24 protein-coding genes and 1 pseudogene are annotated in these 25830 nt (G+C 56.6%); 8 read left to right on the top strand and 17 right to left on the bottom strand.

Annotation, left to right across the window (positions count from 1 at the left end):
- Positions 1 to 163: 163 nt before the first annotated feature.
- Entirely contained in the window at positions 164 to 751 is a 588-nt protein-coding gene (locus ACK2JC_RS26680) for a hydrolase (RefSeq protein ID WP_320936497.1), read from the bottom strand.
- Between the two features lie 213 nt (positions 752 to 964).
- Between ACK2JC_RS26680 and ACK2JC_RS26675 the strand changes: the two genes are divergently transcribed.
- Positions 965 to 1474 (top strand): hypothetical protein, encoded by a 510-nt coding sequence (locus ACK2JC_RS26675; RefSeq protein WP_040411808.1) that lies wholly within the window; start codon positions 965 to 967, stop codon positions 1472 to 1474.
- 85 nt (positions 1475 to 1559) lie between these two features.
- Positions 1560 to 2084, top strand: a complete 525-nt coding sequence (locus ACK2JC_RS26670; protein ID WP_320936498.1) for a GNAT family N-acetyltransferase — start codon at positions 1560 to 1562, stop codon at positions 2082 to 2084.
- Here ACK2JC_RS26670 and ACK2JC_RS26665 read toward each other — a convergent pair.
- Entirely contained in the window at positions 2081 to 2890 is an 810-nt protein-coding gene (locus tag ACK2JC_RS26665; RefSeq protein ID WP_227167538.1) for an aspartate dehydrogenase domain-containing protein, read from the bottom strand. The two genes, ACK2JC_RS26670 and ACK2JC_RS26665, sit on opposite strands and share 4 nt — an antisense overlap.
- A gap of 280 nt (positions 2891 to 3170) precedes the next feature.
- Here ACK2JC_RS26665 and ACK2JC_RS26660 point away from each other — a divergent pair, with 280 nt between their 5' ends.
- Entirely contained in the window at positions 3171 to 3812 is a 642-nt protein-coding gene (locus ACK2JC_RS26660; protein WP_024734875.1) for a transcriptional regulator, read from the top strand.
- An 84-nt stretch (positions 3813 to 3896) separates the two neighbouring features.
- Here the strand turns inward: ACK2JC_RS26660 and ACK2JC_RS26655 are convergent, their stop codons facing one another.
- The 6 genes from ACK2JC_RS26655 to ACK2JC_RS26630 all read right to left on the bottom strand — a co-directional run bounded on the left by ACK2JC_RS26655 (position 3897) and on the right by ACK2JC_RS26630 (position 9071).
- Entirely contained in the window at positions 3897 to 5231 is a 1335-nt protein-coding gene (locus ACK2JC_RS26655) for a M20/M25/M40 family metallo-hydrolase (protein WP_320936499.1), read from the bottom strand.
- A 34-nt stretch (positions 5232 to 5265) separates the two neighbouring features.
- Positions 5266 to 5733, bottom strand: coding sequence for a hypothetical protein (locus ACK2JC_RS26650; protein ID WP_276854166.1), 468 nt, complete (start codon positions 5731 to 5733; stop codon positions 5266 to 5268).
- Positions 5734 to 5748: 15 nt separating this feature from the next.
- Complete coding sequence (locus ACK2JC_RS26645) at positions 5749 to 6618, bottom strand: DUF3100 domain-containing protein (RefSeq protein WP_092360937.1); 870 nt, start codon at positions 6616 to 6618, stop codon at positions 5749 to 5751.
- 51 nt (positions 6619 to 6669) lie between these two features.
- Positions 6670 to 7497, bottom strand: a complete 828-nt coding sequence (locus ACK2JC_RS26640) for a carbon-nitrogen hydrolase family protein (protein WP_092360938.1) — start codon at positions 7495 to 7497, stop codon at positions 6670 to 6672.
- A 79-nt stretch (positions 7498 to 7576) separates the two neighbouring features.
- Positions 7577 to 8683: an alanine racemase gene (locus ACK2JC_RS26635; RefSeq protein WP_092360939.1), complete on the bottom strand. Its 1107-nt coding sequence runs from the start codon at positions 8681 to 8683 to the stop codon at positions 7577 to 7579.
- A gap of 4 nt (positions 8684 to 8687) precedes the next feature.
- Positions 8688 to 9071: a RidA family protein gene (locus ACK2JC_RS26630; RefSeq protein WP_320936507.1), complete on the bottom strand. Its 384-nt coding sequence runs from the start codon at positions 9069 to 9071 to the stop codon at positions 8688 to 8690.
- A 317-nt stretch (positions 9072 to 9388) separates the two neighbouring features.
- Between ACK2JC_RS26630 and ACK2JC_RS26625 the strand changes: the two genes are divergently transcribed.
- Positions 9389 to 11062 carry a MutS-related protein gene (locus tag ACK2JC_RS26625; protein ID WP_320936500.1) on the top strand — a complete coding sequence of 558 codons (1674 nt, stop codon included), beginning with the start codon at positions 9389 to 9391 and terminating at the stop codon, positions 11060 to 11062.
- A 19-nt stretch (positions 11063 to 11081) separates the two neighbouring features.
- On the opposite strand, the gene ACK2JC_RS26620 is transcribed toward ACK2JC_RS26625, so the two are convergent.
- Together ACK2JC_RS26620 and ACK2JC_RS26615 are read right to left on the bottom strand one after the other, a co-directional pair.
- On the bottom strand, positions 11082 to 11498 hold the full coding sequence (locus tag ACK2JC_RS26620; protein ID WP_320936501.1) for a hypothetical protein: 417 nt from the start codon (positions 11496 to 11498) through the stop codon (positions 11082 to 11084).
- A 236-nt stretch (positions 11499 to 11734) separates the two neighbouring features.
- Entirely contained in the window at positions 11735 to 15511 is a 3777-nt protein-coding gene (locus tag ACK2JC_RS26615) for a phosphoribosylformylglycinamidine synthase (protein WP_320936502.1), read from the bottom strand.
- A gap of 270 nt (positions 15512 to 15781) precedes the next feature.
- On the opposite strand from ACK2JC_RS26615, the gene ACK2JC_RS26610 reads away from it, so the two are divergent.
- Positions 15782 to 16627: a YitT family protein gene (locus ACK2JC_RS26610; RefSeq protein WP_320936503.1), complete on the top strand. Its 846-nt coding sequence runs from the start codon at positions 15782 to 15784 to the stop codon at positions 16625 to 16627.
- Between the two features lie 52 nt (positions 16628 to 16679).
- Here ACK2JC_RS26610 and ACK2JC_RS26605 read toward each other — a convergent pair whose 3' ends face one another.
- Positions 16680 to 17282 carry a hypothetical protein gene (locus tag ACK2JC_RS26605; protein WP_320936504.1) on the bottom strand — a complete coding sequence of 201 codons (603 nt, stop codon included), beginning with the start codon at positions 17280 to 17282 and terminating at the stop codon, positions 16680 to 16682.
- Between the two features lie 220 nt (positions 17283 to 17502).
- On the opposite strand from ACK2JC_RS26605, the gene ACK2JC_RS26600 reads away from it, so the two are divergent.
- The 3 genes and pseudogenes from ACK2JC_RS26600 (at position 17503) to ACK2JC_RS26590 (ending at position 20284) form a co-directional block, all read left to right on the top strand.
- Positions 17503 to 18981: a DUF1846 domain-containing protein gene (locus tag ACK2JC_RS26600; protein ID WP_320936505.1), complete on the top strand. Its 1479-nt coding sequence runs from the start codon at positions 17503 to 17505 to the stop codon at positions 18979 to 18981.
- Positions 18982 to 19153: 172 nt separating this feature from the next.
- Positions 19154 to 19387, top strand: a pseudogene (locus tag ACK2JC_RS26595) (transposase zinc-binding domain-containing protein); the annotation flags it as partial.
- A 144-nt stretch (positions 19388 to 19531) separates the two neighbouring features.
- Positions 19532 to 20284, top strand: coding sequence for a transposase (locus tag ACK2JC_RS26590; protein ID WP_368275016.1), 753 nt, complete (start codon positions 19532 to 19534; stop codon positions 20282 to 20284).
- A 249-nt stretch (positions 20285 to 20533) separates the two neighbouring features.
- Here ACK2JC_RS26590 and ACK2JC_RS26585 read toward each other — a convergent pair whose 3' ends face one another.
- The 6 genes from ACK2JC_RS26585 to ACK2JC_RS26560 form a co-directional block, all read right to left on the bottom strand.
- Positions 20534 to 21373, bottom strand: coding sequence for a sugar phosphate isomerase/epimerase family protein (locus ACK2JC_RS26585; RefSeq protein ID WP_092360945.1), 840 nt, complete (start codon positions 21371 to 21373; stop codon positions 20534 to 20536).
- Positions 21374 to 21470: 97 nt separating this feature from the next.
- A complete protein-coding gene (locus ACK2JC_RS26580) occupies positions 21471 to 22301 on the bottom strand; it encodes a BtpA/SgcQ family protein (RefSeq protein WP_092360946.1) in 831 nt (276 codons plus the stop codon).
- Positions 22302 to 22466: 165 nt separating this feature from the next.
- On the bottom strand, positions 22467 to 23480 hold the full coding sequence (locus tag ACK2JC_RS26575; protein WP_092360947.1) for an SIS domain-containing protein: 1014 nt from the start codon (positions 23478 to 23480) through the stop codon (positions 22467 to 22469).
- Between the two features lie 18 nt (positions 23481 to 23498).
- Positions 23499 to 24227: a GntR family transcriptional regulator gene (locus tag ACK2JC_RS26570; protein WP_007712160.1), complete on the bottom strand. Its 729-nt coding sequence runs from the start codon at positions 24225 to 24227 to the stop codon at positions 23499 to 23501.
- A gap of 23 nt (positions 24228 to 24250) precedes the next feature.
- Positions 24251 to 25036 (bottom strand): fructoselysine 6-kinase, encoded by a 786-nt coding sequence (gene frlD, locus ACK2JC_RS26565; RefSeq protein ID WP_092360948.1) that lies wholly within the window; start codon positions 25034 to 25036, stop codon positions 24251 to 24253.
- A 48-nt stretch (positions 25037 to 25084) separates the two neighbouring features.
- Positions 25085 to 25807, bottom strand: coding sequence for a GntR family transcriptional regulator (locus tag ACK2JC_RS26560; protein ID WP_227167547.1), 723 nt, complete (start codon positions 25805 to 25807; stop codon positions 25085 to 25087).
- Positions 25808 to 25830: the final 23 nt, after the last annotated feature.

Here is a 25830-nt window from a genome sequence, read left to right as displayed (position 1 = left end):
ATCGAACCGCGTTTGCTTTAAGGCGTTACAAGTGCAAATAATACCGTATTTCCCGGGGGATGTCAATAGGTTTCGGGCAAAAAAATTTGCCTGCGACCGACATTTGTCCGTCGCAGGCGTACTTTTCATCAAAAGCGTGTGCGGTTAACGGCTTCCCACCGTCTCAACCCAGCGTCTCCATCTCGGCGGCCACCTGGGCCTCACAGGAGCGCATGGCCTGGATGGTCTTGTCCATCAGCTCCTCCAGGGTCCAGCCCAAGGCCTCCGCCCCATCTTTGATCACGTCCCTGGAACATCCGGCGGCAAAACGTTTGTCCTTAAACTTCTTTTTCAGGCTGGACACCTCCATGTCCATCACGCTCTTGGACGGGCGCATGCGGGCGGCGGCTCCGATGAGGCCGGTGAGCTCGTCGGCGGCGAACAGAACCTTCTCCATCGTGTGTTCCGGCTTGACGTCCACCATGATCCCGTAGGCGTGGCTGCACACCGCGTGGATCAACTCGTCCTCAGCCCCTCCGGCCTTTAAAAGCTCCGGCGCCTTCAGGCAGTGCTCCTCGGGATACTGTTCAAAATCGATGTCGTGCAGCAGTCCTACGATCCCCCAGAAGTCCTCCTCGCCGCCGTAGCCCAGTTCCTTCGCGTACCAGCGCATGGTTCCCTCCACGGTCAGGGCGTGAAGAATGTGAAAGGGTTCCTGATTGTAAGTCTTTAAAAGCTCCAGAGCTTTCTCTCTCGTCAACTGCGTTTTCATATGGTTCGCTCTCCTTTTGTCATCATTTAAAACATTATGAAATCCAGTATAGCATCGCGGCGGAAAAAATCAAGTCCATGGCGGAAAAGTGTCCGCAAATGCCGCAAAACCGGTACTTTTTGCCCTCCGCCGGAATATACTGTACCATATGGCCGCAGCCGAGCCCCCCATGGGCCGGGCCTGCGGCGAACGCTCACATTCTGGAGGTTACTTATGAGCCGTTTTCGCTCTGTCACAGGCACAATCAACCACATCGGCCCCATGCAGTCCTGTTCCCGGGAGTGGTGCAACTGCGCTTCCCTGATCTCCCTTCACACGGAACAAGGCCCCGCGGACCTGGTGATTTTCGCCGACACCTATATTCTGGGCTGCGAACCCCTGCACCCCGGCCAGCGCATCACCGCCTTCTACGATGCCAACGCCCCCATGCCTCTCATCTATCCGCCCCGGTACAACATCCTGGCGGCGGCCCGCCTAAATCCCGCCCAGACCGCGCTGCTGGCCTATTTTGACGAGCAGCTGACCGACGAGGACAACACGCTGCACTTAAATATCAGCCGTTCCACCAAGCTTCTGACCCCCAACGGCCAGCTCTATTACGGTCCTCTGGGAAAGCAGGTGCTCTTGGCCGTCTACTCCAGCTCCACCCGGAGCGTGCCGGCCATCACCACCCCTGAGACCGTAATCACCTTCTGCGGCCGTCCTCCGCTGGAAAACAGTTGACGCCTCCCGCTCTTCCCCGGTATACTTAAAAAGCGCCCGCAAAATAGCGCGGGCTTAAAAACATCCGAATCGGGAGGAAACTTACATGATATACCGTTTGGCAGTGAACGCGGATCTGGATCAGATGATGGCCATGGTGGACCAGGCCAAGGCCTCCTTCAAAGCCCGGGGCATCGACCAGTGGCAGAAGGGGGAGCCAAACCGCGAGGGCCTGGCCGCCGGCGCGGCAAAGGGACAGATCCGCGTGCTGGAGGAGGACGGGCGGGTCATCGGCATGATCACCCTGCTGGAAGGCCGGGATCCCAGCTACGCCAAAATCGACGGAGCCTGGCTCAACGACCGCCCTTATGTGGGCTTCCACCGCGTCTGCATTGCGGAAGACTTAAAAGGGCGCGGCATTGCCGCCAGGCTCTTTTCCGAGTCCGAGGCTTACAGCCGCAGCCTCGGGTATGAGGATATCCGCATCGACACCCACCCGGACAACCGGTCCATGCAGCGCGCCCTTGAAAAAAGCGGCTACAGGTCCTGCGGGTTGATCCGTCTGTCGGGAGGCTCGGAGGACGGAGAGCTCAGGATCGCCTATCAGAAAACGCTGCAGGCGCGCTCTTAAAAGAACTGAACCGGATCCGCCAGGTTGGCCAGCAGGGCCACCACGCTCCAGGCCGTCATGACGCTGGATTTGGGGTTGTCCGCGTCCGGTCTGGAGGCGATCTCCACCACCGCCGTCACGCTGTGGTTCTCCACCACAATCTTGTGCACATTGTCCTCCATACCCGGACAGCTGTCGATGGTCACCTGCATCCGGTCCACCCCCACGCTGGCCAGGGCCGAGGCCACCGCCACGTTTACATTCTTTGGAAAGCCCACGATGGCCTCCCTGGCCGTGCCGTCGAAGATCCGCTCCTGCCGGTCCTCCGGCAGCTCACGTCCCTCCAGATGGGGCGCGCCGTTTAGGCTGGCGGGCGCTTTGTAGTTCTCGATGCGGCCACTGGCGCCACCCATGGCCGCGATGGTCTTTAACACATCGAAACCACCCACCGCGCCGGAGGTCAGATGGACCTTTCTTCCGCTGCTGCGGGCCGCGTCTCTCAGAAGCCGGTACAGGCCGTCGTCCGCCAGGGCTCCCACCGAGGTGACGACCAGATCGCAGCCCGCCTCCAGCACCCTGGTTCCGTAGGCCGCCACCGCCTGGGCGCTGGCGATCTCCACCACATAATCCGGGCAATCCTCCAACAACTCCTCAAAAGACCCGTAAGCCTTAAATCCTTCCCTCTCTATGGCCTCCCGGACCAAATCCATACGAAGCTCCCAGACGCCGGACACCCGGTAAATCCCGTTCAGCTTCTCCCGGATCCCCCCTGTGAGGATTTTCCCCAGGGCTCCGTAGCCGATCACTGCAACTCGCTTCTCTCTCATCGCTTCCTCCATAATTTTTTCTATGCATATTGTAACAGTTCAGACCGGTCAAGAAGCATCGGGTATCCATCCGATGTGAAAAATGGGGCGGGAAGCCGCTTACAAGCGAGCTTGACGCGGCTTCCCGCGCCATTTTCCCCGCCGTCTGAACTGTTACTGCAAATTCCTAAACTTTTTCTAAATACTGCATTTTCTCATTGAATTCATAAATTTTTTTCTATATACTGGTAGTATAAAACATTCCGGTGTGAAAATCAATCACTGGTGCAAGGAGAAACACATGCATCCCATTTTAGAAAATTATATTCCGGTAGCCAAACTGATCTCCCAGACCTTTGGGAGCCACTGCGAGGTCATCATCCACGACTTCGACAGGCCACAGAATTCCGTGGTGTACACGGAAAACAACGTCGTCACCAACCGCGCGGTAGGCGAGAGCTTCACAGAATATTTTGTGAAGGAGGTCCTGCTCTCCCGCAAGTTCAACAACGACTGCTGCGCCAACTATATTATGGAAGGAAAGGACGGCAAAAAGATCAAATCCTCCACCGCCCTGATCCGCGACTTAAACGGCAAGGTGATCGGCGCCCTCTGCGTCAACATTGACCTCTCCCGCATCGTCCAGTTTATGGGGGATATCAGCACGCTGCTCGGTATGCCGGACGCCATCGTTCCCCCCGCGGAGGAGGTGGACGTGGTGTCCAGCATCCGCGAGATCGTGGACGACATCATCGACCGGACCATCGGCGATCAGGACGTGGAGTCCATGAGCCGGGACCAGAAAATCGCCCTGATCCGCTTTATGAACGACCGGGAAATTTTCACCATCAAGGGCACCCTGGACAAGGTGGCGGAGCGGATGAAGATTTCCAAGGTCACTGTTTACAGCTACCTGGACGAAATCCGCAAAAACGGGGGCTGATGCGGCGCGCAGGCGCCCCGCCGAGGGAGAGCCCGGGCGGCAGCGATCCACTCACTGCCGTCCGGGCTCTCTTTTTGTGCCTGTCTATTGCATGTTCCCGTAATGATGCTGCTGTTGGGTGTCCACAAGGTATTGGAGATACTCCTCCTTGCTCATCACCGGCCGGAACTGTCCGCAGATTTCCTTCGCCCGGGACGCGCCGCCTGCCAGCAGGTCGATCAGCGTGCAGGCCATGATCTTCATGGGCGTGATGTAGGCGTCCTCCTCGTCCACGATGCGGTAATCCTTAGAGTGCAGGCCGCCCTCGATGCCCGAGGTGATGCCGTGGAGCACCGGCATAAACAGGGATAAATCGCCCATGTCAAAGGACGCCGTACTCTTTAAGCAGGGCAGAATCTCCTCCTCCCGGTAAAAGCGCAGGGCATTTTCCTTGAAACACTGCGCCAGGCCCGGGTCCGCCTTCAGGGGCATCTGGCCCGGCATGTCGGTCACCTGGGCCTCGCCTCCCAGGGCGATCACCGCGCCCTCGATGCAGCGGTTGATCTTCTCGTTAGTCTCCTTCAGGGCTTTTAAGTTCCCGGCCCGCACCGTGGTCTCCAGATGCACGTCCGCCGGAACCGCGTTGACGATGTCGCCGCCCTTGTTGATAATCTGGTGGACCCGGACCGTGTCCTCCTCCTTAAAGGTCTCTCTCTGATAAGCCATGGCGCTCATAGCCAGGCTGGCCATGTTAAGGGCGTTGATGCCGTCCCAGGGCGCCGCGCCAGCGTGGGACTGCCTGCCCATAAATACGGTGTTCTTGCCGATAAATCCGTTGCCCGTGTTGCAGGGCGCCAGGCGGTAGCCCCCGGCGCTGATGGGGAAGTTGTGGACCATCATACACATGTCCGCGTCGTCAAAAGCGCCGCGGTAGGTCAGCTCCGCCTTGCCGCTGAAATAGTGAAGCTTTCCCTCCCTGCGCAGCCCTTCCCGGTAGTCCATCTCAATGTACTCCTCCGCGGGAACCGCCATAAAGTCGATCTTTCCGTCCAGCTCGTCAAACAGGCCCGCGTGGGTAAACGCGTCCGCGATCCCGTACATCACCGTGGTCTGAATATTGTGGCCGCAGGCGTGGACCGCTCCGGTCCGGCGGTCACAGTCCGGGTGGTCCAGGCAGATCACGGAGTCCAGCTCCCCCATCACCACCACCTTCGGCCCCTCCTTGTGGGCGTTTGCCCGGGCTCTGCACCCGGTAACCGCGATATCCCGCTCCGTCTCAAGCCCCAGCGCTTCCAGCGCTTCCGCCAGGGTCTGTGTGGTCTTTACCTCCCGGTAGCCGGTCTCCGGGTTCTCGTAGATTTTCCTTCCAAGGGCCAGGTAAACCTCCCGCCTTTGGTCAATGGTTTGGATGGCTTTCTGTTTTAATTCCTCGATGTTCATATCCGTCTCTCCCGTGAGGCCTGTCAGGCCCTCATCAAATAATTCCCTGCAGTTTCAGAATGAGTTCCGCCACAAGAGCCGATCCGAAGAACGTGCCGATGAACACCACAAAGGCCGTCAGAATGATCTTCCAGCTGAGTTTTTTGATGTCGTCCAGCTTGCAGCCGATGGAAACGCCTGCGATGGCCAAGATCACGGTGCCGATCTGGCCCGCGGAAATCTGCTTGGTCAGGTCCAGGATCAGGCCCTGCACCGGGCTCCAGGGGGTGGTCAAAAGCAGCGACAGCAGGGAGGCCCAGGCGAAGGCCGGAATCTGCAGGGGCAGCGCCTCTTTGATTTTAAGCGCCACGATGGACACCGCAATAATGATGAGCATACCCAGGATGGCGGGCAGAATGTCCAACTCGCCCTTTAAGTTCACCGCCTGTGTGGCCAGAACCGCCAGGCCGCAGAGGATCAATACCTTAAGCTGATTTAACATATTTTCAAGTTTTGCCGACATATCCGTTCCCTCCCTTTACGCTTCTTTGCGCCGCAGCAGGCGGCTGTAAACCCGGTACATTTTATTGGCCAGCGGGATGGCGATAAAGCACTCCATGTACAGGCCGGTCACATTTGTCATAATATTGGAAGTAGCCGCGTAGGCCAGAATCTCGTCCTTCATATTGGGAAGAATCTCCGCAAGGGATGTGCTGGCCGCGGTCATCATGGAGCCGGAGCCCATGCCACTGGCCATGGCCAGGGCGTAGGGATGAATTCCCGTGTTCACGGCCAGGGAGGCCAGAAGGCCGAAGAACAGCGTTCCGAACAGGTTTCCCACCATGTAGGTTCCCATGACACCCAGGCCCTCGGGGGAGTTGATTCCATATTTCTCGCTGATCAGTCCCAGGGTGGGCTCGCGGCAGATGCTGACCGTGGCGCCCACGGCCTCACGGCGCATACCCAGGATCATAGCGAAGGGCAGGCCGATGAGCATGGTTCCCAGGTTACCGAACTCCTGGAAGATCAGAGCCGGTCCGGCCTGAACGATCTTAAGGATGTTGGGCCCGGCGCTGGTTCCCAGCTTCACGCCCAGGATCAGCAGCATGAGCATGATCGCGTTCTCGGCCAGCTGGACTTCCTTCTCGCTGCACAGCTTTTTTAAGGGCTCGATCACCCGGCCAAGGGCGTCCGGCGTAAACAGCACCGCGATGATCATGGAGAAGATCATAGGAATGATGCTGATCTTTCCGATGGGTCCCAACGGGATAGTGACGGTGCCGATCAGCTCCGCCAGCACGCTGGCCGCGATCAACAGGATAAACAGTTTGATAAAAATCGGCCACCGGCCGTCCTTTGTGCTCAATACAGGATCCACGGTCTCCGCCTTCTGATTCGTATTTGACATTGTGTAACCTCCGTTCTCACATTTTCTTTTTCCTGTGTGTTCCTAATCCCCTCAGCACTCCTCAAGGTGGTACATGTCCGTCCTTCTGTGCTTTAACAGCGGCAGCTGGTCCCGGACCTCCCCGGTCCGCTCCAGATCCAGGGTGTGGATCATACACCCCTCCTGCTCGTCCATCTGTCCCAGAATGTCTCCCCAGGGCGACACGGCGATGGAGTGTCCCCAGGAGGTGTAGCCGCTGGACGGATCCCTGGCCGGGGCCGTGCCCAGCACAAAAGCCTGGTTGTCCAGCGCCCGGCAGCGGAACAGAATCTCCCAGTGGGCCGGGCCGGTGGTCATGTTGAAGGCAGCAGGCACCAAAATCACCTTCGCCCCCTTCTCCACCATCAGGCGGGCCAGCTCCGGGAACCGGAAATCGTAGCAGATGCACAGACCCATTTTCCCGAATTCCGTGTCGAACACCGTCACCTGATCCCCGGCGGTCAGGGTGTCGGATTCCTTAAAGCACTGGCCGCCCTTCACGTCGATGTCGAACAGGTGGGCCTTGCGGTGCTTTGCGATCTGCCTGCCCTGGCGGTCGAATACATAGGCCGTGTTGTACACCCGGCCCGCCTCGTCCACCTCGGGCATGGAACCTGCGGAGAGATAGATTTTGTGCTTTCTCGCCAGTTCGGCGCAGGCCGTCCACGCCGGGCCGCCCTGGGGTTCCGCGTAGACCGGAAAATTGGGGGTCTGATACGGGCAGTTGAACATCTCGGGAAGGGTCACCAGGTCCACCTGTTCTGCCTCCAGGGCTTCCAGCTTGCGCCCCGCCTCCCGGATATTCTCCATCTTGTCCGCATACACCCGCGTCTGCAGCATGGCTGCTCTCAGTTTTGTCATCGGATTCCTGCCTTTCCCCGGAGCAATCGGCGGCGTGGTTGTAAGCGCCAAACCCGCCCTGAAACTCCGGCATTGTATTTTACTTCAGCTTGCCTCTGCAGGCTACCGGGATCTCCTCCACCACTTCCCCGTCCGTTACCAGATAGGCCGTCTCGTGCAGGTTCACCACCGGACAGATGTGGTTGGGAATGATCTCCACCTTGTCGCCCACCCGCACTCCGTCGTGGAAGGCCTTGTTGTAGATAATGGCGTGCTCGTCGTACACGTCGAAAATCTCTACCTCGGGCCAGCCCTTGATCAGCCCCAGCCCTCTGGTGGCGCAAAAGCCCTTGCTCCGGGTCTGGGCGGTGATACCCTTGGCCCCCACGTCGGTGATCACCCGCTCCGGGGTGGGACGGCTGATCACGGTGGTTAAGATCGTGGCCGCGTTCCGCGCAAGGCTTCCGTAGGCGTTGGCCTGGGAGGCGTCCATAAAGATGTAGGTTCCCGGCCGGATCTCCGTGACGCCGTCCAGAATGGGGAAGTCGTGCATCATGGACGGAGTGGACCCGATGCTCACGGTCTCCAGCTCCATGCCCGCTTCCTTTGCCAGTTCGGCAAAACGCAGGGTCCGCCTCTGGGCGGTCAGGTGGATCTCCCGGCACTCCCGGATATCCGCGGCCTGGTAGGAATTGCCGTCGTGAGAGAAAATCCCCTTCAGGGAAATGTTTTTGCACCCCTTTAAGTATTCCAGCAGCTCCAGATAGTCCGCCTCCTCAATGACGCCGGAGCGCTCCTCCCCCACCTCGATCTCGATCAGCACCCGGGCGGGCTTTTGGGCTCCCGCAAAGGCCCTCTCGATCATCTCCGCCTGGGGAATGGAGTCCAGGCCGAAGGAGATGTCCACGGTTTTCGCCAGTTCCCGAATCCGGGCCAGCTTGGATTCGCCCACGATTTCATTGGCGATAAAGATATCCCGCAGCCCCGCTTCCGCCATGACCTCCGCCTCGCCCACCTTGGCCACGGTGACGCCCCTGGCTCCTAACTCCTCCTGGATCAGAGCAAGTCTTGGCATCTTATGGGTCTTCGTATGGGGGCGCAGCGCCACATGGCGCCGGTCTGCGTACTCCTGCATGAAGCGCAGGTTATCCATCATGATTTCCCGGTCAATGATCAGGGCCGGAGTGTCCAATTCCATGTAATTCATAAACTCATTCCTTTCCGCACGCCGCTATGGCCTCAACCTCCACCAGGCAGCCGTTATACAGCCTGTTGGTGGGCACCACGACCCTGGCCGGGCGGTGGCTCCCGAAGAATTCCGCGTACACCTGATTCAAGTCCGGCCAGTACGCCACATCCGGGATGTACACGCGGCAGTGCAGCACGTCCTCCCGGCTGGCTCCGGCCTCCTGAAGCACCAGATCCAGATTCGCCAGAGCCTGTCTGGCCTCCGCCTTCACCCCTCCCTCGGGAACTTTCCCGGTCTCCGGGTCAATGGACAGCTGGCCGGATATGTACAGCACCTGATTGTGCTTTACACCAGGCACGTAGTGGCCGCCGTCGCGGACGGAGAACTTTGTCTCGACTATTTCCATCACCGTCTGCTCCTCCTTTCTGTTGTTATCTTGATTATAGAATATTTTCTACGTCATGTCAATAATAATTTATACATTTTCTCCTATCTTACCCGGTTTAATTAGAAAATATTGGCTTTTTTACCATTTCAAACGATTATCATATATATTTTTTTCTATCATATCTTTCTTTTTTTCTGCTTACCGTCTATATTTTTTTATAACCTTCCGTTCTATTTTTAAGAAATTGATCCGGAAAACCTCCGCTGATTTATGGAAATCGTAAGATAAATCACCGGGAACTGTGATAGAATGAAAGAAACAAAGGAGGGAGCGCCATGGAACCGTACACACTGATCCTGCTGTGCATTTTAGTAATGGCCTACATTCTGATCCGCCTGGAGAACCGCCGGGATTCCCGCAACGGAAAAAAAGCCCTGCTGCGGCAGAGCTTCGGCGCCATTCCCCAGCGCGAAAACCGGGACTATGGCGGAATTGAATATGACTGGGACTTTGAGCAGACGAATCTCTCCGAACAGGAACAGATCGACGAAATCACCTGGAATGATCTGGAAATGGACGCCGTGTACCTGCGCGTCAACAACTGCCGTTCCTTTGCCGGGGAACAGGCGCTGTACACGGCTCTCCACCGTCTTAGCCAGGACCGGGAGGCGGAAGAATCCCTGCGCGGGAAGATCCGCTATTTCGGGGAGCACGAAACCGAGCGGGAGCGGGCAACGTATCTGCTCCACTGCCTGGGGAAAGAGCACGGCAGCTATTATCTGCCCGTGTTCATCCGCAATCTGAAGGGATTTGAAATCCCCAACATCCAGTTCTACCGGTTTATGAGGGGGCTGCTGTTCTGCTCCTTCCTCCCCAGCGCCCTGCTCTTAGACACCCGCTATCTGGTGTTCCCGCTCTTTACCGCCCTGGCCAACCTGGTGATCTACTCCTTCCAAAAATACAAGTACAGCGCCAATCTGTCCATGCTGCGCGCCACCCTGGGGGTCATCCGCACCGCCAGGCTGCTGTCGGACCCCGGAAAGTCCGGCGGCGGGGAACCCTTCCCCGACCTCGGGGAGCTGGCCCAGCGCTTCTCCCGCTCCGCCCGCAAAATCATGAGGCTGAACACCCGGGAACAGAGCGGCCTGTCCGGCGATCTCTTCAGCCTGTTAAATGCTTACCTGGTGGGCGTCACCCTCAGCGACTTCATCCGGTACAACAAGCTGCTCCGGGAGCTGGACGGCCGGAAAGAGGACCTGCTGGCCTTATACCAGCGTGTGGGCGAGATCGACATGGCCATCTCCGTGGCCTCCTTCCGGGCCAGCCTGCCCCACTGGTGCGAACCGTCCTTCGCAGAGCAGGACGCCCCCTGCCGGCTGGAGGCGGAAGAGCTGTACCATCCCCTTCTCAGCCATCCGGTCAGCAACTCTGCATCCATCCGCCGCAGCTGCATCGTCACCGGCTCCAACGCCTCCGGCAAATCCACCTTCATCAAGGCCGTGGCGGTCAACGTTCTGCTGGCCCAGAGCATTTTCACCTGCTCCGCAGCCCGTCTGACCCTGCCACGGACCGGCCTGATCACCTCCATGGCGCTGCGGGACGACATTCTGTCCGGGGAAAGCTACTATATTAAAGAGATTCATTATCTGAAGCGCATCATCGACAGCCTGACCCCGGAAACGCCCACCGTCTGCATCGTGGACGAAATTCTGAGGGGAACCAACACCCAGGAGCGCATCGCCGCCTCCTGCGCGGTGCTTCGCTACCTGGCAAAGCATAACTGCCTGGCCATCGTGGCCTCCCACGACATCGAGCTGACGCAGCTGTTGGAGAGACAGTACGACAATTTTCATTTCAGCGAGCAGATCACGGACGGCGGGATCACTTTCTCCTACAAGATCCATTCCGGCCCCGCGGATTCCAAAAACGCCATCCGCCTGCTGGAGTACATGGGTTTTCCGGAGGAAATCACCCGGGAGGCCAGGGAGCTGGCGCAGCCTCGCGGCTGATCCGTCCTGAGCCGCGCGCTCATCCAAAGTGTTTCGCCAGCAGCACCAGGAGCCAGGGGGCGCCCACCGCAATCATCATCACCAGCCACACCAGGCAGATGGAGATGGAGGCCCAGACAAAGAAGAATACCCAGGAAAACACGATGATTCTGGTCACTCTCCACGGGAAAACCGCCCCCTTGACCGCCAGGACGCCGATAAACTTCCACACGCCCGCCTTGCTGTAAAGAACCGCCAGGCCCACCAGATAGGCGAGAAACAACACAAGCCCCAGCGCCGAACCGATCCACTGGAGGATGCCCCAGGCATTCTCCGACGCAACCCCCAGGGTAACCCCCGCAAGTCCCACAAGAGACAACTGAAATCCTCTCATCACCAGTCCGTTCCCATCGATCCTGTCCACCACGCTTCTTCCCATTCCACTGTTGTTACTCATAATTCTTTCTCCTTTTCGTTTGATTTTCCGGCCGGTTTCTACCGCCATCTGATTACAAGACGATCCGGAGCGCCCATCGGTTTTAATTATTTTAAAATTTTTTAATCTTTTTTATTTGGCCCGGCTGCGCTGAACCAAAACGCGCGCCGCCGGGCCCCTTGCCAAAAGCAGGGCCGGACAGAATATTCGTTATCCTGTCCGGCCCTGCCCGGGAAATTTATCTCAATCTGTTTTTATCAAATCTTAAAATACTTCACGCCGGACTCGAAGATCTTCATGTCCTGCTCCCCGTAAATGTTCATGGCAACCGCCTGACCGCGGCGCTCGGAATGGGCCATCTTGCCCAGGATTCGCCCGTCGGGGCTGGTGATGCCCTCGATGGCCATGTAGGAGCCGTTGGGGTTCCAGTATTCGTCCATGGTGGCGTTGCCCTGGTCGTCCACATACTGGGTGGCCACCTGTCCGTTGGCAAAGAGTCTGGACAGCCAGGCTTCATTTGCCACAAAGCGGCCCTCTCCGTGGGAGGCGGGGTTGCAGTACACACCGCCCAGTCTGGCCTCTGCCAGCCAGGGGGACTTGTCGGACACCACCTTGGTGTAGACCATCTTGGACACGTGGCGGCCGATGGTGTTCATGGCCAGGGTGGGGGAATCCGGCCCCTGGTCGGCGATTTCGCCTCCGGGCACCAGGCCCAGCTTGATCAGCGCCTGGAAGCCGTTGCACACGCCCAGCATCAGGCCGTCCCGCTCATTTAACAGCTTTTCGATCTCCTCCTTCATCACCGCATTGCGGAACACGGTGGCGAAGAACTTGGCGGAACCCTCCGGCTCGTCGCCTGCGGAGAAGCCGCCGGGGAACATGACGATCTGGGCCTTTGCGATCTCCTGCCGGTAGACCTCAACGGACTGGCGGATGTCCTCAGCGCTCAGGTTGCGGAACACCCGGGTGACGGCCCTGGCGCCGGCCCGCTCAAAGGCTTTCGCGCTGTCGTACTCGCAGTTGGTGCCCGGGAACACGGGGATGAACACCGTGGGGCTACCGATCTTGTGGTCGCAGATGTAGATTGCGTCCGTCTTGTAGAGGCGCTCCGGAAGCACCGCCTCCTCCCCGCGCTTCTCTCTGCCCGTGGCAGTGGGGAACACGTCCTCCAGGGTTTTGGTCCAGCTCTCAAGCGCTTCGTCCAGGAAAATGGACACGCTGCCGTACTCAAACGCCGCCCGGTCCGTCACCTCGCCGATCACGGTGTAGGAGATGGAGAGCTCTCCCACCAGGCCGTCCGGCACCTCGCAGACAATGTCGCCGTAACCCGGGGCGAAGAAATCCCTGGGATCCAGGCTGTGCTCGATCTTTACGCCCAGCTTGTTGCCGAAGGCCATCTTGCTGACCGCCTCCGCCATGCCGTGGCCCTCCACCGCGTAGGCGGAAATGATACTGCCCGCTTTGATATCCTCAAACAGCTTCCCGTAGCCGTCCATCACCTGTCCGTACACCGGCAGGTCGTAACCGTCCCGCTCCGCCTTAAACACTACGATCTTACTGCCCGGCTTTTTGAACTCGGGGGTAATGATATTCTTGTAGCTGTTCACATCCACCGCAAAGGAAACCAGGGTGGGGGGCACATTGACCTCGCCGTGCTCGTCGTCGAAGGTCCCGGACATGCTGTCCTTGCCGCCGATGGAGGGCAGTCCGAAGCCCATCTGGGCGCTGTAGGCCCCCAGAAGCGCTGCAAAGGGCTGGCTCCAACGTTTCGGATTCTCGTTCATCCGGCGGAAATATTCCTGGAAGGTGAAACGGATCTTGCTGTAGTCTCCGCCCGCGGCCACGATCTTGGCCACAGAGGTGAGCACCGCGTACACGGCCCCGTGGTAGGGGCTCCAGCTGGACAGGTAGGGGTCAAAGCCGTAGCTCATCATGGTCACGGTGTCCGTGCTGCCCTTCAGCACCGGAAGCTTGGCCACCATGGCCTGGGTCTCGGTGAGCTGGTATTTTCCGCCGTAGGGCATAAACACGCTGCCCGCGCCGATGGACCCGTCGAACCGCTCCACCAGTCCCTTCTGGGAACACACGTTGAGTCCGGCCAGCATGCCGGTCCAGGCTTTCTTTACATCTTCCACCTCTGCGCGCTTTAAGGGGCTGTTCTCACGGCCCGGCACCTCCAGGGTCACGTCCGCCTCCTGGTGTGCGCCGTTGGTGTCCAAAAATGCGCGGCTGATGTCCACGATGGTCTTACCCCGCCAGTTGAGCACCAGCCTGGGCTCCTTTGTGACCACGGCCACGGTCACGGCCTCCAAATTCTCCTCCCCGGCGTAGGCCAGGAATTTGTCCACGTCGCCGGGGTCCACCACCACGGCCATACGCTCCTGGGACTCGGAGATGGCGATCTCCGTGCCGTCCAGACCGGCGTATTTCTTGGGAACCTTATCCAGGTCGATCTGAAGTCCGGCCGCCAGCTCGCCGATGGCCACGGACACGCCGCCCGCGCCGAAGTCGTTGCACTTCTTGATGATCCGGCTCACCTCAGGGCGGCGGAACATGCGCTGAATCTTGCGCTCCGTGGGCGCATTTCCCTTCTGCACCTCCGCGCCGCAGACCTCGATGGAGGCCGTGGTGTGCACCTTGGAGGAGCCGGTGGCCCCGCCGATGCCGTCCCGTCCGGTGCGCCCGCCGAGAAGAATGATGATGTCGCCCGGGTCGGAATTTTCACGGATTACGTCTTTTCTGGGAGCCGCGCCCATCACCGCGCCGATCTCCATGCGCTTGGCCACATAACCCGGATGGTAAATCTCCTTCACATAGCCGGTGGACAGGCCGATCTGGTTGCCGTAGGAGGAATAACCCTGGGCGGCTCCGTTTACGATCTTGCGCTGGGGCAGCTTGCCCTTTAAGGTCTCGCTTAAGGGCCGGGTGGGGTCCGCCGCGCCGGTAACGCGCATGGCCTGGTACACGTAGGTTCTGCCGGACAGCGGGTCGCGGATGGCTCCGCCCAGGCAGGTGGCCGCGCCGCCGAAGGGCTCGATCTCCGTGGGGTGGTTGTGGGTCTCGTTCTTAAAGTTCACCAGCCACTCCTCGGTGACGCCGTCGATCTCCACCGGCACCACGATGCTGCAGGCGTTGATCTCGTCGGAGATTTCCATGTCCTCCAGCTTTCCCTCGCTCTTTAACTTCTTCATGGCCATCAGGGCCAGGTCCATGAGGCAGACGTACTTGTCGTCCCGCCCCTTGTAGATCACCTCCCGGTCCGCCAGGTACCGGTTGTAGGTGTCCTCGATGGGTTTTCTGTAATCCCCGTCGGTAAAGCAGACATTCTTTAACTCCGTGGAAAAGGTGGTGTGGCGGCAGTGATCGGACCAGTAGGTGTCCAACACCCGAATCTCCGTCACCGTGGGATCGCGGCGCTCCTCATCCCGGAAGTACCTTTGAATATGAAGGAAGTCCTTAAAGGTCATCGCCAGGTTCAGGGTGTCGTAGAGCGACTTAAGCTCCGCCTCCGGCGCGGCGGCAAAGCCCTCAAAGGTCTTAATGTCCTCCGGGACCTCAAACTCCGCCACCAGGGTGGAGGGCTTATCCACCCCCGCTTCCCGGCTGTCCACGGGGTTGATGCAGAAGGCCTTGATGGCCTTCTCCTGCTCCGGGGTCAGGGCCGCGGTGATCACGTAGGTGGTTGCGGAGCGGATCACCGGCTCCTCATCCTCCTTTAACAGCTTCACGCACTGCTCGGCGGAGTCCGCCCGCTGGTCGAACTGGCCGGGCAGGTACTCCACGGAGAACACCAGATCACCGGGGTTCTTCGGGAATTCCTCCTCGTACACCTCGTCCACCGGCGGCTCGGAGAAAATGGTCACCAGCGCCTTCCCATAAGTCTCCTCAGACAGATTTTCAATATCGTAACGGATCAGAACCCGCACATTTTCCACAGTATCGATGCCCAGATAGCTCTCCAGCTCTTCCCGCAGCTCCCCGGCTTTTACCGCATACGCCGGCTTTTTCTCCACAAAAATTCGTCTTACGCTCATTTACAAACCTCCTGCTTTTCCATAGAAACCCTAAGTCTAAAAAGTCTAAACCATCTGTCCCCTATCATATCACAGGAAAGATAAATTAGTAAAATTAATATATTTAATTTCTTTTTTGTTATTTACTTATAAATATTTGAATATCGCGGCTTATATACAGGAGTTCCCTCCGTGTCAGACCGTCGGCCCGGTTGTCAACCCATTCAAAACCGGGTATAATGTAGGCGGTATTACATCAAACCGGAAACCGGTCTATGGAGGAAGTCCGTCATGAATCCTAAAAAGATATTATCTGAATGGCTTATCATTACATTTGGCACAGTGGTCGCGGCATCAGCTGTTTTCTTCTTTCTGATCCCAAGCCATTTGGCAGTCGGCAGCATTTCCGGGCTTGCAATCATTCTTGCGAACTTTATACCGCTGAAAATATCCGCGATTACGATGGGGCTGAATGTCGCTCTGCTGGTGGTCGGCTTGATTTTTATCGGACGTGACTTTGGGATCAAAACAATCTACACATCGGTTCTGATGCCTGTGGTTTTGGCGGTTCTGGAAATCCTGTTTCCGGACATGCAGTCCATTATGGGCGATGGTTTTTTAGATATGCTGCTTTACATTTTTACGGTCAGCATCGGTCTGGCGATTCTGTTTAACCGGAACGCTTCCTCCGGAGGTCTGGATATTATTGCGAAGCTGTTAAATAAATATCTGCGCATGGATTTGGGAAAGGCCATGTCGCTGGCAGGCATTTGTACCGCCCTTACGGCGGCCCTGGTGTACGATGCAAAAACTGTGCTGTTAAGTATCCTGGGAACGTATCTGAACGGGATTGTGCTGGATCATTTCATTTTCGGATTCAATATCAGGAGGCGGGTCTGCATCTTGTCGAACAAGGAAGCCGACATTGAGGCGTTTATACTCCACACGCTCCACAGCGGCGCTACCATATATGAGCCGGTGGGCGCTTATGACCATCAGATCCGCCGGAAGATCATCACAATCGTCGATAAAAACGAATATATACAGCTTATGAACTATATCTCCAAAACGGACCCCAGCGCGTTTGTGACGGTCTACAATGTAAACGAAGTGTTTTACCGCCCGAAAATCCGTTGATTGAAGCTGCGGCGCTTCCCGGCCAGGCTCCAGCGGGCGGAATCTGCGGGGTTCAGATTCCGCGGCTGCTCCTGGCCGGGTAAACTCTCGGCTCCGATTCCTCGTCCTCCCGGACCAGGAGCAGAGGGGTCTCGCTCTCGATCTCCTCCCCCAGCCTCCAGGGTACCCACAGCTCCCGCAGCTTCTCCCCGTCTTCTGTTTTGAGATTGACGTAAAAGTTGTGCCAGGACCTGCGGCGGACCCCCTTTGTCCCCGTACAGACCGCCGTCCGGACCTTTAGCGATCCCGACAGATACTTCCTGGTCCGCCATACGGCAACGTAATAATAACCCCCATAGCCCGCCGCCGCCAGGATACACTCGATCCAATAGATCCTCCGGTATTTCAGCTTCATGCACGCTTCCCGCACCAGCTTCTGCTGCCTGACCGGATTGTCGTCCTTGCCGCCGTTTCCCAGATCGTACAGCACCTCCAGCAGAAATTCCCTCTCCCACTGGGCGCTTTTCTCCTGCTCATAGCAGGCGGACGTGACCAGCGCAAGAAATCCCAGAGTCAGAACCGTGTACCCCAATGCGGCGATCCGCCTCCTTTTCCACAGTTTCATCTCCATGCGCTGAACGTGCCTGCGCTCCCGCCCGCTGATCTCTCTCCACATCCGTCGTTCCTCCTGCCGCCTACGGCCCCACATTTTCATCCATTTTATTCCATTATAGCCGGGACAGGCAACGATTGCAATGTTCTCTGCGGAAGCGTCCGGGAAATTCGCATCCGTTCCGGCAGCCGATGTGAAAACTGATAGCACACCCGCCGGATTTATGGTATACTATGGAAATGTATTACTTATGGTCAATTTTAAAACAGGAGATTACAAAAAGATGAAAACCGGATTTGACAACGAAAAATACCTGAAGCTCCAATCAGAGCACATTAAACAGCGCATCGGCGAGTTCGGCGACAAACTGTACCTGGAATTCGGCGGCAAGCTCTTCGACGACTTCCACGCCTCCAGGGTTCTTCCCGGCTTTGCCCCGGACAGCAAGCTGCGGATGCTGCTGCAGATGGCCGACCAGGCGGAGATCGTCATCGCCATCAACGCCGCGGACATCGAGAAAAATAAAGTCCGCCACGACCTTGGGATCACCTACGACGTGGACGTGCTCCGCCTGATCCAGGAGTTCCAGGACAAGGGCCTCTACGTGGGAAGCGTTGTGATTACCCAGTACAGCGGCCAGAGCGGGGCGGATCAGTTTAAGACCAAGCTGGAACACATGGGTATCAAGGTGTACCGCCACCACTGCATCGAGGGTTATCCCAGCAATGTATCCCTGATCGTCAGCGACGAGGGCTACGGCAAAAACGATTACATCGAGACCACCCGCCCGCTGGTGATCATCACCGCCCCCGGCCCGGGCAGCGGCAAGATGGCCACCTGCCTCTCCCAGCTCTACCACGAGAACAAGCGGGGCATCAAGGCGGGCTACGCCAAGTTCGAGACCTTCCCCATCTGGAGCCTGCCCTTAAAGCATCCGGTGAACCTGGCCTACGAGGCGGCTACCGCTGATTTGAACGACGTGAACATGATCGATCCCTTCCACCTGGAAGCCTACGGCAAGACCGCGGTCAACTACAACCGGGACGTGGACATTTTCCCGGTGTTAAACGCCATTTTTGAGGGAATCTACGGCGAGAGCCCCTACAAGTCCCCCACGGATATGGGCGTAAATATGGCCGGCTTCTGCATCGTGGACGACGAGGTGTGCCGGGAGGCCTCCTACCAAGAGATCATCCGCCGGTATTACCACGCCCTCAACCGCCTTGCCAAGGAGGAGGGTTCCGAGGACGAGGTGTATAAGCTGGAGCTGCTGATGAAGCAGGCCAAGATCACCCCCGGTATGCGCCGGGTCATCGCCCCCTGTATGGAGCGGGCCAACCTGATCCAGGCCCCCGCCGCGGCCATCGAGCTGGGCGACGGCACCCTGGTCACCGGCAAGACCAGCAACCTGTTGGGCGCTTCCGCCGCCGTGCTGCTAAACTCCATCAAGATGTTAGGCGGCATCCCCCACGATCTTCACCTGATCGCGCCCTCGGCCATTGAACCCATCCAGACCTTAAAGACCAACTACCTTGGAAGCCGCAATCCCCGGCTGCACACCGACGAGGTTCTGATCGCCCTGTCCATGAGCGCAGCCACGGATCCCATCGCCAAAAAGGCCCTGGACCAGCTGCCCAGGCTTCGCGGCTGCCAGGTGCACACCTCGGTGATGCTCTCCGACGTGGACATCAAGGTATTCAAGAAGCTGGGCGCGGAGCTGACCTCCGAGCCGGTTTACGAGCACAAAAAACTGTATCATTGATCCTTACCGCAATGGACCGGCGGCGCAGACCGCCGCAGATCGCGCCGCCGGTCCGCCGCTGCTGCGAAAATGACAGAACAAAGTGCCTTCGGCACTCTCAACTCCCCTGCCCCTCACTCATGAGGGGTTTTAGGGGATTTCCTTTTTTGCTGCTTTATTGTAAAATGTTCTTATGCATAAGAACATCCTCCAAACTATTTTTTCTGACCACTTTGAATATATCCAATATGTTATTCGACCTGATAAAAATGTTTTGGATAACATCAACCGGATGATCCTCTGCCATGATCCTTCTTATGGCGGAGCTTTCTTTGGCTGTCCTCATTGTGGTAACCTTAAATTTGTTCCCTTTTCCTGTAAAAGCCGGTTCTGTCCCTCATGCGGCAACGTCTATAACCAGAAACGTGCTTTTCGTATGTCTTGTAAACTCGTTTCCTGTATCCACAGACACTGTGTCTTTACCATTCCTGAGGAACTGCGCATCTTCTTTCTTAAGGACCACTCACTCCTTAACTGCCTGTTCCATTCTGTCAGGGATGTCGTCCTACGCATGTTCTTCAAGATGAATAAGTCCGAACTCTTTACTCCTGGTTTTATCTGCGTCCTTCATACCTTCGGTAGAGATTTAAAGTGGAATCCTCACATCCATGCCCTGATTTCGGAAGGCGGTGCTGGCAACATTACTCCCTGGCGACCCAATCCCCATTTTGATTATGATTTCCTGCGCCTGGCTTTTCGGAAAGTCCTTTTGGATCAGCTCTCTCTTAAACTGGGACCGCCTTTTAAGAAGCTTAAAAATCAAATCTACAAAGACCATCCCGAAGGCTTTTATGTGAGAGCCAAACCTAATTTGTGTTCTCCTGATATCACCATTAAATACATCAGCAGATACCTTGGACGGCCTGTCATTGCCACTTCCAGGATGGATGCCTATGACGGGGATTCTGTGACGTTCCATTATCAGCGACATGAGGACCATAAAACGATCACAGAATGCATCCCCGCCATTGACTTTATCAAACGCCTGATCCTGCATATCCCTGACAAGCATTTTAAAATGGTCCGCTACTACGGCATTTATGCAAAGCACCACAAACAGGAAAAAAATCTCCGGAAATGTTTATCCAAGCAGAAGCAGCATTATCTTTCTAAGCTCCTAGATTGGCGGAATTTGATTCTTCTGACCTTTGGCTATGATCCGCTCAGATGCCCGGAGTGTGGCACTTCTATGTTGGTTTTAGAAGTTTACCACAAAAAAACTGCACTATTTGAACGCTATCGAAAGGTTATGGGATATGGATAGTTCCATATGCCCTATTCTTTCTCTACCGTCAGATAGTGCAGCCTAAACCAAAAACAAAAAATACATAGACAACGTCATGGCGAAGTCACACCTTCGCTCTTTTGCTATGCCTTTTTTATTTCCAATCTATTATACACCATCTTCGCTGATTTGAGAAGTTTCCTATAAAGTGAAAAAGAGCTGACGCCCGGGAAATATGAATTTCCGGCGCCAGCTCTTTTTTAAATGTCTTTTTTCATGAAGCCGCTCTTACAGTTCAGCCTTCAGCCATTCCACCGACTTGCGGATGGACTCGTGGGGATCGTCCCAGTAGATGGAGTCGTTGATCTCCAGGTCCACAATCCCGTCATAATCGTATTCTTCCAGAGTCTTTAAGTAATCCTTCAGGGGCAGCTCCCCGTCTCCCAGGATATAGTGGCAGGTATCCGCAAAATGGATCAGTTTGATCCGGTCTCTGCCCAGCACCTCAAAGTAATCCTTTAACTCCTCTCCCGCCACTGCCATGGCTACCACGTCCACGCAGATGTACATCGCCGGGGAATCCACCTCGTCCAGCACCCGCTTGATGTCCTGAAGGTTCAACACCAGGTTGCTCTCATAGGGCTGAAGCTGCTCCAATACCAGCTCGATGCCCTTCTGCTCCGCGATGGCCGCGATCTTTTTGTAGGTGTCCACCAGGCGCGCGAAGGATTCCTCCCGTGGCAGATCCAACAGGCCGCAGCCGGAGTTTAAGAATACCTTGTTGGTCCCAAAGAGCAGGGCGTCGTCCATGGCCATGCTGAAATAGTCCACCGTGCGCTTGCGCACCTCCTCCTCGGGATGGGAGAAGCTGTAGGGATAGGCCAGGGTCTCCGGCGTGTAGACGGAAACGTCCAGACCTCTCTCCTCCATCATAGCCCGGATGGAGCCGATCTTCTTTTTGGCGTCCTCGGCGAACGGATAGTCCAGGCGGCAGTAATGGGGAATGCCGCCCCACAGGTCAACGTGCTTTAAGCCGTTTTTCACCATGGAATCCAGATAATACTCCAGGGAATAGTGCACATACTGCACGCTCATCACCGCAAAATTGTCCATCGTAATCTTCGACATATCAAAATACCTCCTGATTCGTTTTATGGTTCATCCGGCTGGTCATAAGCCCCGCTCAGCCGGTTCGCCGGCAATCTGCTCTACCGTCAGCTCCGGATTACAGGGTTTCGCGGAATCTGCGCACGACTTCCATGAACTCCTTCACGCGGTTCACATCCACCCGCACGTTCTCCAGCTTGTCGTTCTCCAGCTTTCCGCCTTCCTTGAAGTAGGTTCCCACCACCGCGGCGTCCGCCGTGGTCAGCTTGCGCTCGATGGTATCCGGGCGGCAGCCGGTGTTGCACAGCACCACCACGTCGGGAGCTCCGGATTTCACGCTGGCGATCAGCTCGTCGTCCACGTCCTGACCGGCGGCGTTGGCGGAGATGCAAAGCCCGTCGGGATGAGCCTTGAAGATGGTGGACTTGGCGATATCCACCAGAGGTCTGGTGTCCATGCTGCGGTCGGACTCAGGGTTGATGAAATAGAGCATCTTCAGATCGTCCAGGTGCAGCGCTGCCTTGCGGCGCAGCAGAGCGGAAAAATCGTTGTTGTAGAAGCCGCCGTCCCCAACATACACGCCGGAGAAGGTTCCGCGGATAAACTTCGCGTCCACAGCCGCCGCCAATTCGATGCTGGCCTGGCCGTCGGAGATGCAGTCCACGCCGTAGGGCACGCGAATCTCGGATTTGAGCTCGCCGATCACGCGGGCCATGGCGGCCGGTGTGATAAAGCTCATGTGGCGCTCATAGGGCAGGCTGAACTCGTTGCTGAACATGATTCCGTCCACGCCGCCCTCCTGCAGCGCGTGCAGGTCCGCTCTTGCGTGCTCCACCACGCGCTCCATGGTGTCGCCGTAGTGGAACCGGGGATCTCCGGGCAGCGGATCCAGGTGCAGCATCGTAATAATCGGTTTCTTAACCCCAAACATTTTTTCAGTCCAAAGCATAATTTTTCTCCTTTTTGCTTGAATGGAACGGGCCGCCGGCATTACCTGCGGGCCATTTATCACCCAATATTTTCCATATTTTTGTAAAGCGAAAGCGGGAGAGTCAAAGACCTGCACTTCCCGCTTTTCGCTTTTCATTCACTATTTGCTCTGTTGCGCTCGTTATCAATAATCCAGCTGGCGGTAGTAGCGGCGGATCTCCAGGGGATGGCACAGCTCCGCTTCCATGTGGGCGTCCACGCGGTTGTTCACTGCGTGCATCACCAGGTGGGAGATGGAACCTCTGAACTCCTCGCTGATTCCCTTAAGCTCGTAGTCCTTGGTGTCGATGATGGTGTAGTTCTTGCAGATTCTGGGCAGGAAATTCTTCACCCGCTCTGCCAGCGGACGCTGCTCATCCTCGCCGATAAACAGGGTTACCGGGGTCTCGGCCTCCACGATCTCCAGCATGCCGTGGAAGAATTCCGGACAGGTGATGGACTTGGTGCGGATCCACATCTGCTCCTCCCAGTAGCACATCGCGTAGGAGTAGGTTGCGCCCCACTGGTTGCCGCTGCCCACAAAGTAATGGGGCATATCCGGGTTGGCTCTGAAATACTCGTATTTCTTCTTGGCAAAATCTGCCGCCCACTCGTCGGCTTCCTTCTCCACGTCCACCAGAGCCTGGGCCAGATGAGCTTCCATCTCAGCATTGTATTTGTCATACTCCGGGAACTCGCCGTTGTTGTACATCAGGCGGTTGGCTACCATATAGAACTTCAGCTGCTCGTTCATGGGATAGGAGATGCACCAGTCGCACTGCTTTACCATGGGAGCTTCGGGCTTGTCGATGAAACCGAACACCTTTGCGCCGATCTCGTGAGCCTTGTCAACGGCTTTCACCATCTCGGAGGTGCTGCCCGTCACGGATGAGAAGATCACGATAGAATCCTTGGTGAAACGCTTGTTGCCCGTGGTCAGAAATTCCGCCGCGTTCTCAACATATACCGGAATGGAGCTTCTGCCCCGCATATAAACCTCAACCTGCATGCTGGAGGCCCAGGTTCCGCCGATGCCGATGAAGAAAATCGCATCAAATCCGCGGTTCTGAATCTCGTCCACTACCTTTTCAATCTCCGGTCTCAGGGCCAGAGCGCCGTTTACACTGTCAATCTGTTTCTGCTCGTCAAATTTTAACATCGCTGATATTTCCTTCCTCTATTTATGAAAATGTACCGTAAAGTTGCATTTGTCCCCCCGCGTATAGGACTTGGAATACTCGATCACGCGGTTATGGTCGTCGTACGTGGTGCAGCCGAACAGGAATACCGTCTGATCCTTGTTGATGTTGATCAGCCGGGCGTCGGACTGGGTAAGCTGTACCAAATCCAGGGTCTGCCAGGCCCGCACCGGATTGATGCCGTAAAACTTGTAAATCTCGTACATGCTGAACACCGACAGATCGATCCCCTCCATCTTGGGAACAAGATTGTAGGGAATGTAAATCTCCTGGATGGCGATGGGTTCCTCGTCCGCATAGTCCAGACGCCTGATAAAATACAGCATGTCGTCCGGTTCAATCCCAAAAATCGCCCCGTACTTCTCCCCGGCTCTGCGCTGGCCTTTGGACAAAATTTTCCTTCTGGTCTCCACGTTCTTGGCGTTCATGGTCTGTGTGAATCCGCCCAACACCTCCAGATCGCGCTCGATCTGCGCCACCACGTACACGCCCTTGCCCTGCACGCGCTTGAGCAGGCCCTCGTTCACCAGCGCGTCGATGGCGCTGCGAACGGTCAGGCGGTTGATGCCATAGGTGCTGGCCAATAGATTCTCGGAGGGGATCGCCGTTCCGGGCGCATACTCCCCATCCTCAATTTTGGAACGCACAACCTCTCTGAGCTGCAGATAGATCGGTGCATTGTAGGAAACCTCTGCCGGTTTTGCCAACGCAATAACCCCCTTTACGCTTCTTACCAGGCGCCGTTGTACTCCAGCGTCACGCTGGAATTGGTCGCGCCCATTTTCATACACTCTTCAACCGGTTTCTCCTCCAGAATCCCCTTTAAGAACCCGGCGATAAAGCTGTCCCCGGCTCCCATGGTGTCCACCACGTTGCAGGGAATGATTCCGAAGGTGGTGTACTTCTCTCCGTCGTAGACAATACTGCCCTTTTCGCCCAGGGTGGTGATCACCAGCTTGGGCCCCTTGGCCTTAATCTGTTTCATGGTCTCACGCAATTCAGGCGTGTCCCCGTCGTCCGTGGCAAAGAACAGGTAATCCACGGAGGGGATTGCGGTGACAGCCGCCGGATCCTCCGGGCGGGTAGCCGCGTCAAAGGCAACCTTCACACCTCTGGCCTGGATCTTCGCCAGATCGTCGTGAACATTCCCCCAGAGGCCGGTCACCACCATATCATGGCTGCAGAGGAAATCGATCTCCTCGTCGGTGAGCTTGAAGTCCGCCAGAACGCCTTCCTCGTACTCTCCGAACACGCGCTCTCCGTCCACCAGTTCCACATGGGTGATCGCCGTGCTGCCTTCCATAAAGCGGATGTGGGACACGTCAACGCCCTTCTCCGCAATTTTTTCCTTCATCAGTTTTCCGTACTGGTCGGTTCCGACCACTCCCGTATAGGAGGACTCTCCCCCCAGCCGCACAAAATATACGGCTACGTTGACGGGATTTCCGCCGGGATATGCTTTTCCGATATTTTCGTAAACGTCCATACAGTTATCGCCAACTGCAGCTAACTTCATGTTTATACCTCCCTAATTCCGCCCTGCCGGGCAATCCACGTGGCTCTGTTACCGCCTCGTCAGCTCGCTGGCATAGCAGATGTACTCCGAACGGGTAATCTCCTTAAAATACTCAAATACAACGTCCTGCTCATCCATGGTCACACCGGACTGATAGATCACAGGGGCGCCCTCTTCCATTTCCAGATAACCGGCTTCCTGGGCATCGCAGTAGGTGATGCTGAGCTTCTCATGACCGCCTGAAATCTCCACGTTATAGTGCTGTTTCAGCAGGCTGTACAGAGAATTGCTCTCAAAATCCAGGGCTTCGAGGCCGGGAAAACGCTCCGCGTCCAGAAAGGCGGTGGAAATCATCACCGGAATCCCGTCCAGATACCGGATACGCACCAGGCGGAACAGCTTATGTCCCAGCGGGAGCTTCATCTTCCGCCCGATGTTCTTCGGAGTCTCACAGAAATCCATGTGCACCACCTTGGTGGTGATCTCACGGCCCGAACGCTTTACGGTCTGGTAAAATCCGTCCGTATCCTGCAGGTTTCGCACCAGCTTTTCACCGGACACGTAGGTTCCCGATCCGTTCTTATTATAAATCTTTCCCTCGAGAATCAGCTGCTTGATCGCGCTTCTTAAGGTGGAACGGTTGAAATCCCACATATCGCACATGCTCCGCTCAGAGGGAAGCCTGTCACCCGGTTTTAAATGGTTTTGAATGATATAATTTTCAATTTTTTCAATGGCCTCGTCCCGAGGCTTCTGGCGTTCTATATTCATGGCAGACATTCCTTTTTCAGTCG

This window comes from Enterocloster lavalensis (assembly GCF_046603895.1).
In the GTDB taxonomy this organism is placed as follows: Bacteria; Bacillota; Clostridia; order Lachnospirales; family Lachnospiraceae; genus Enterocloster; species Enterocloster lavalensis.
This window is presented reverse-complemented; position numbering and strand designations above follow the sequence as displayed.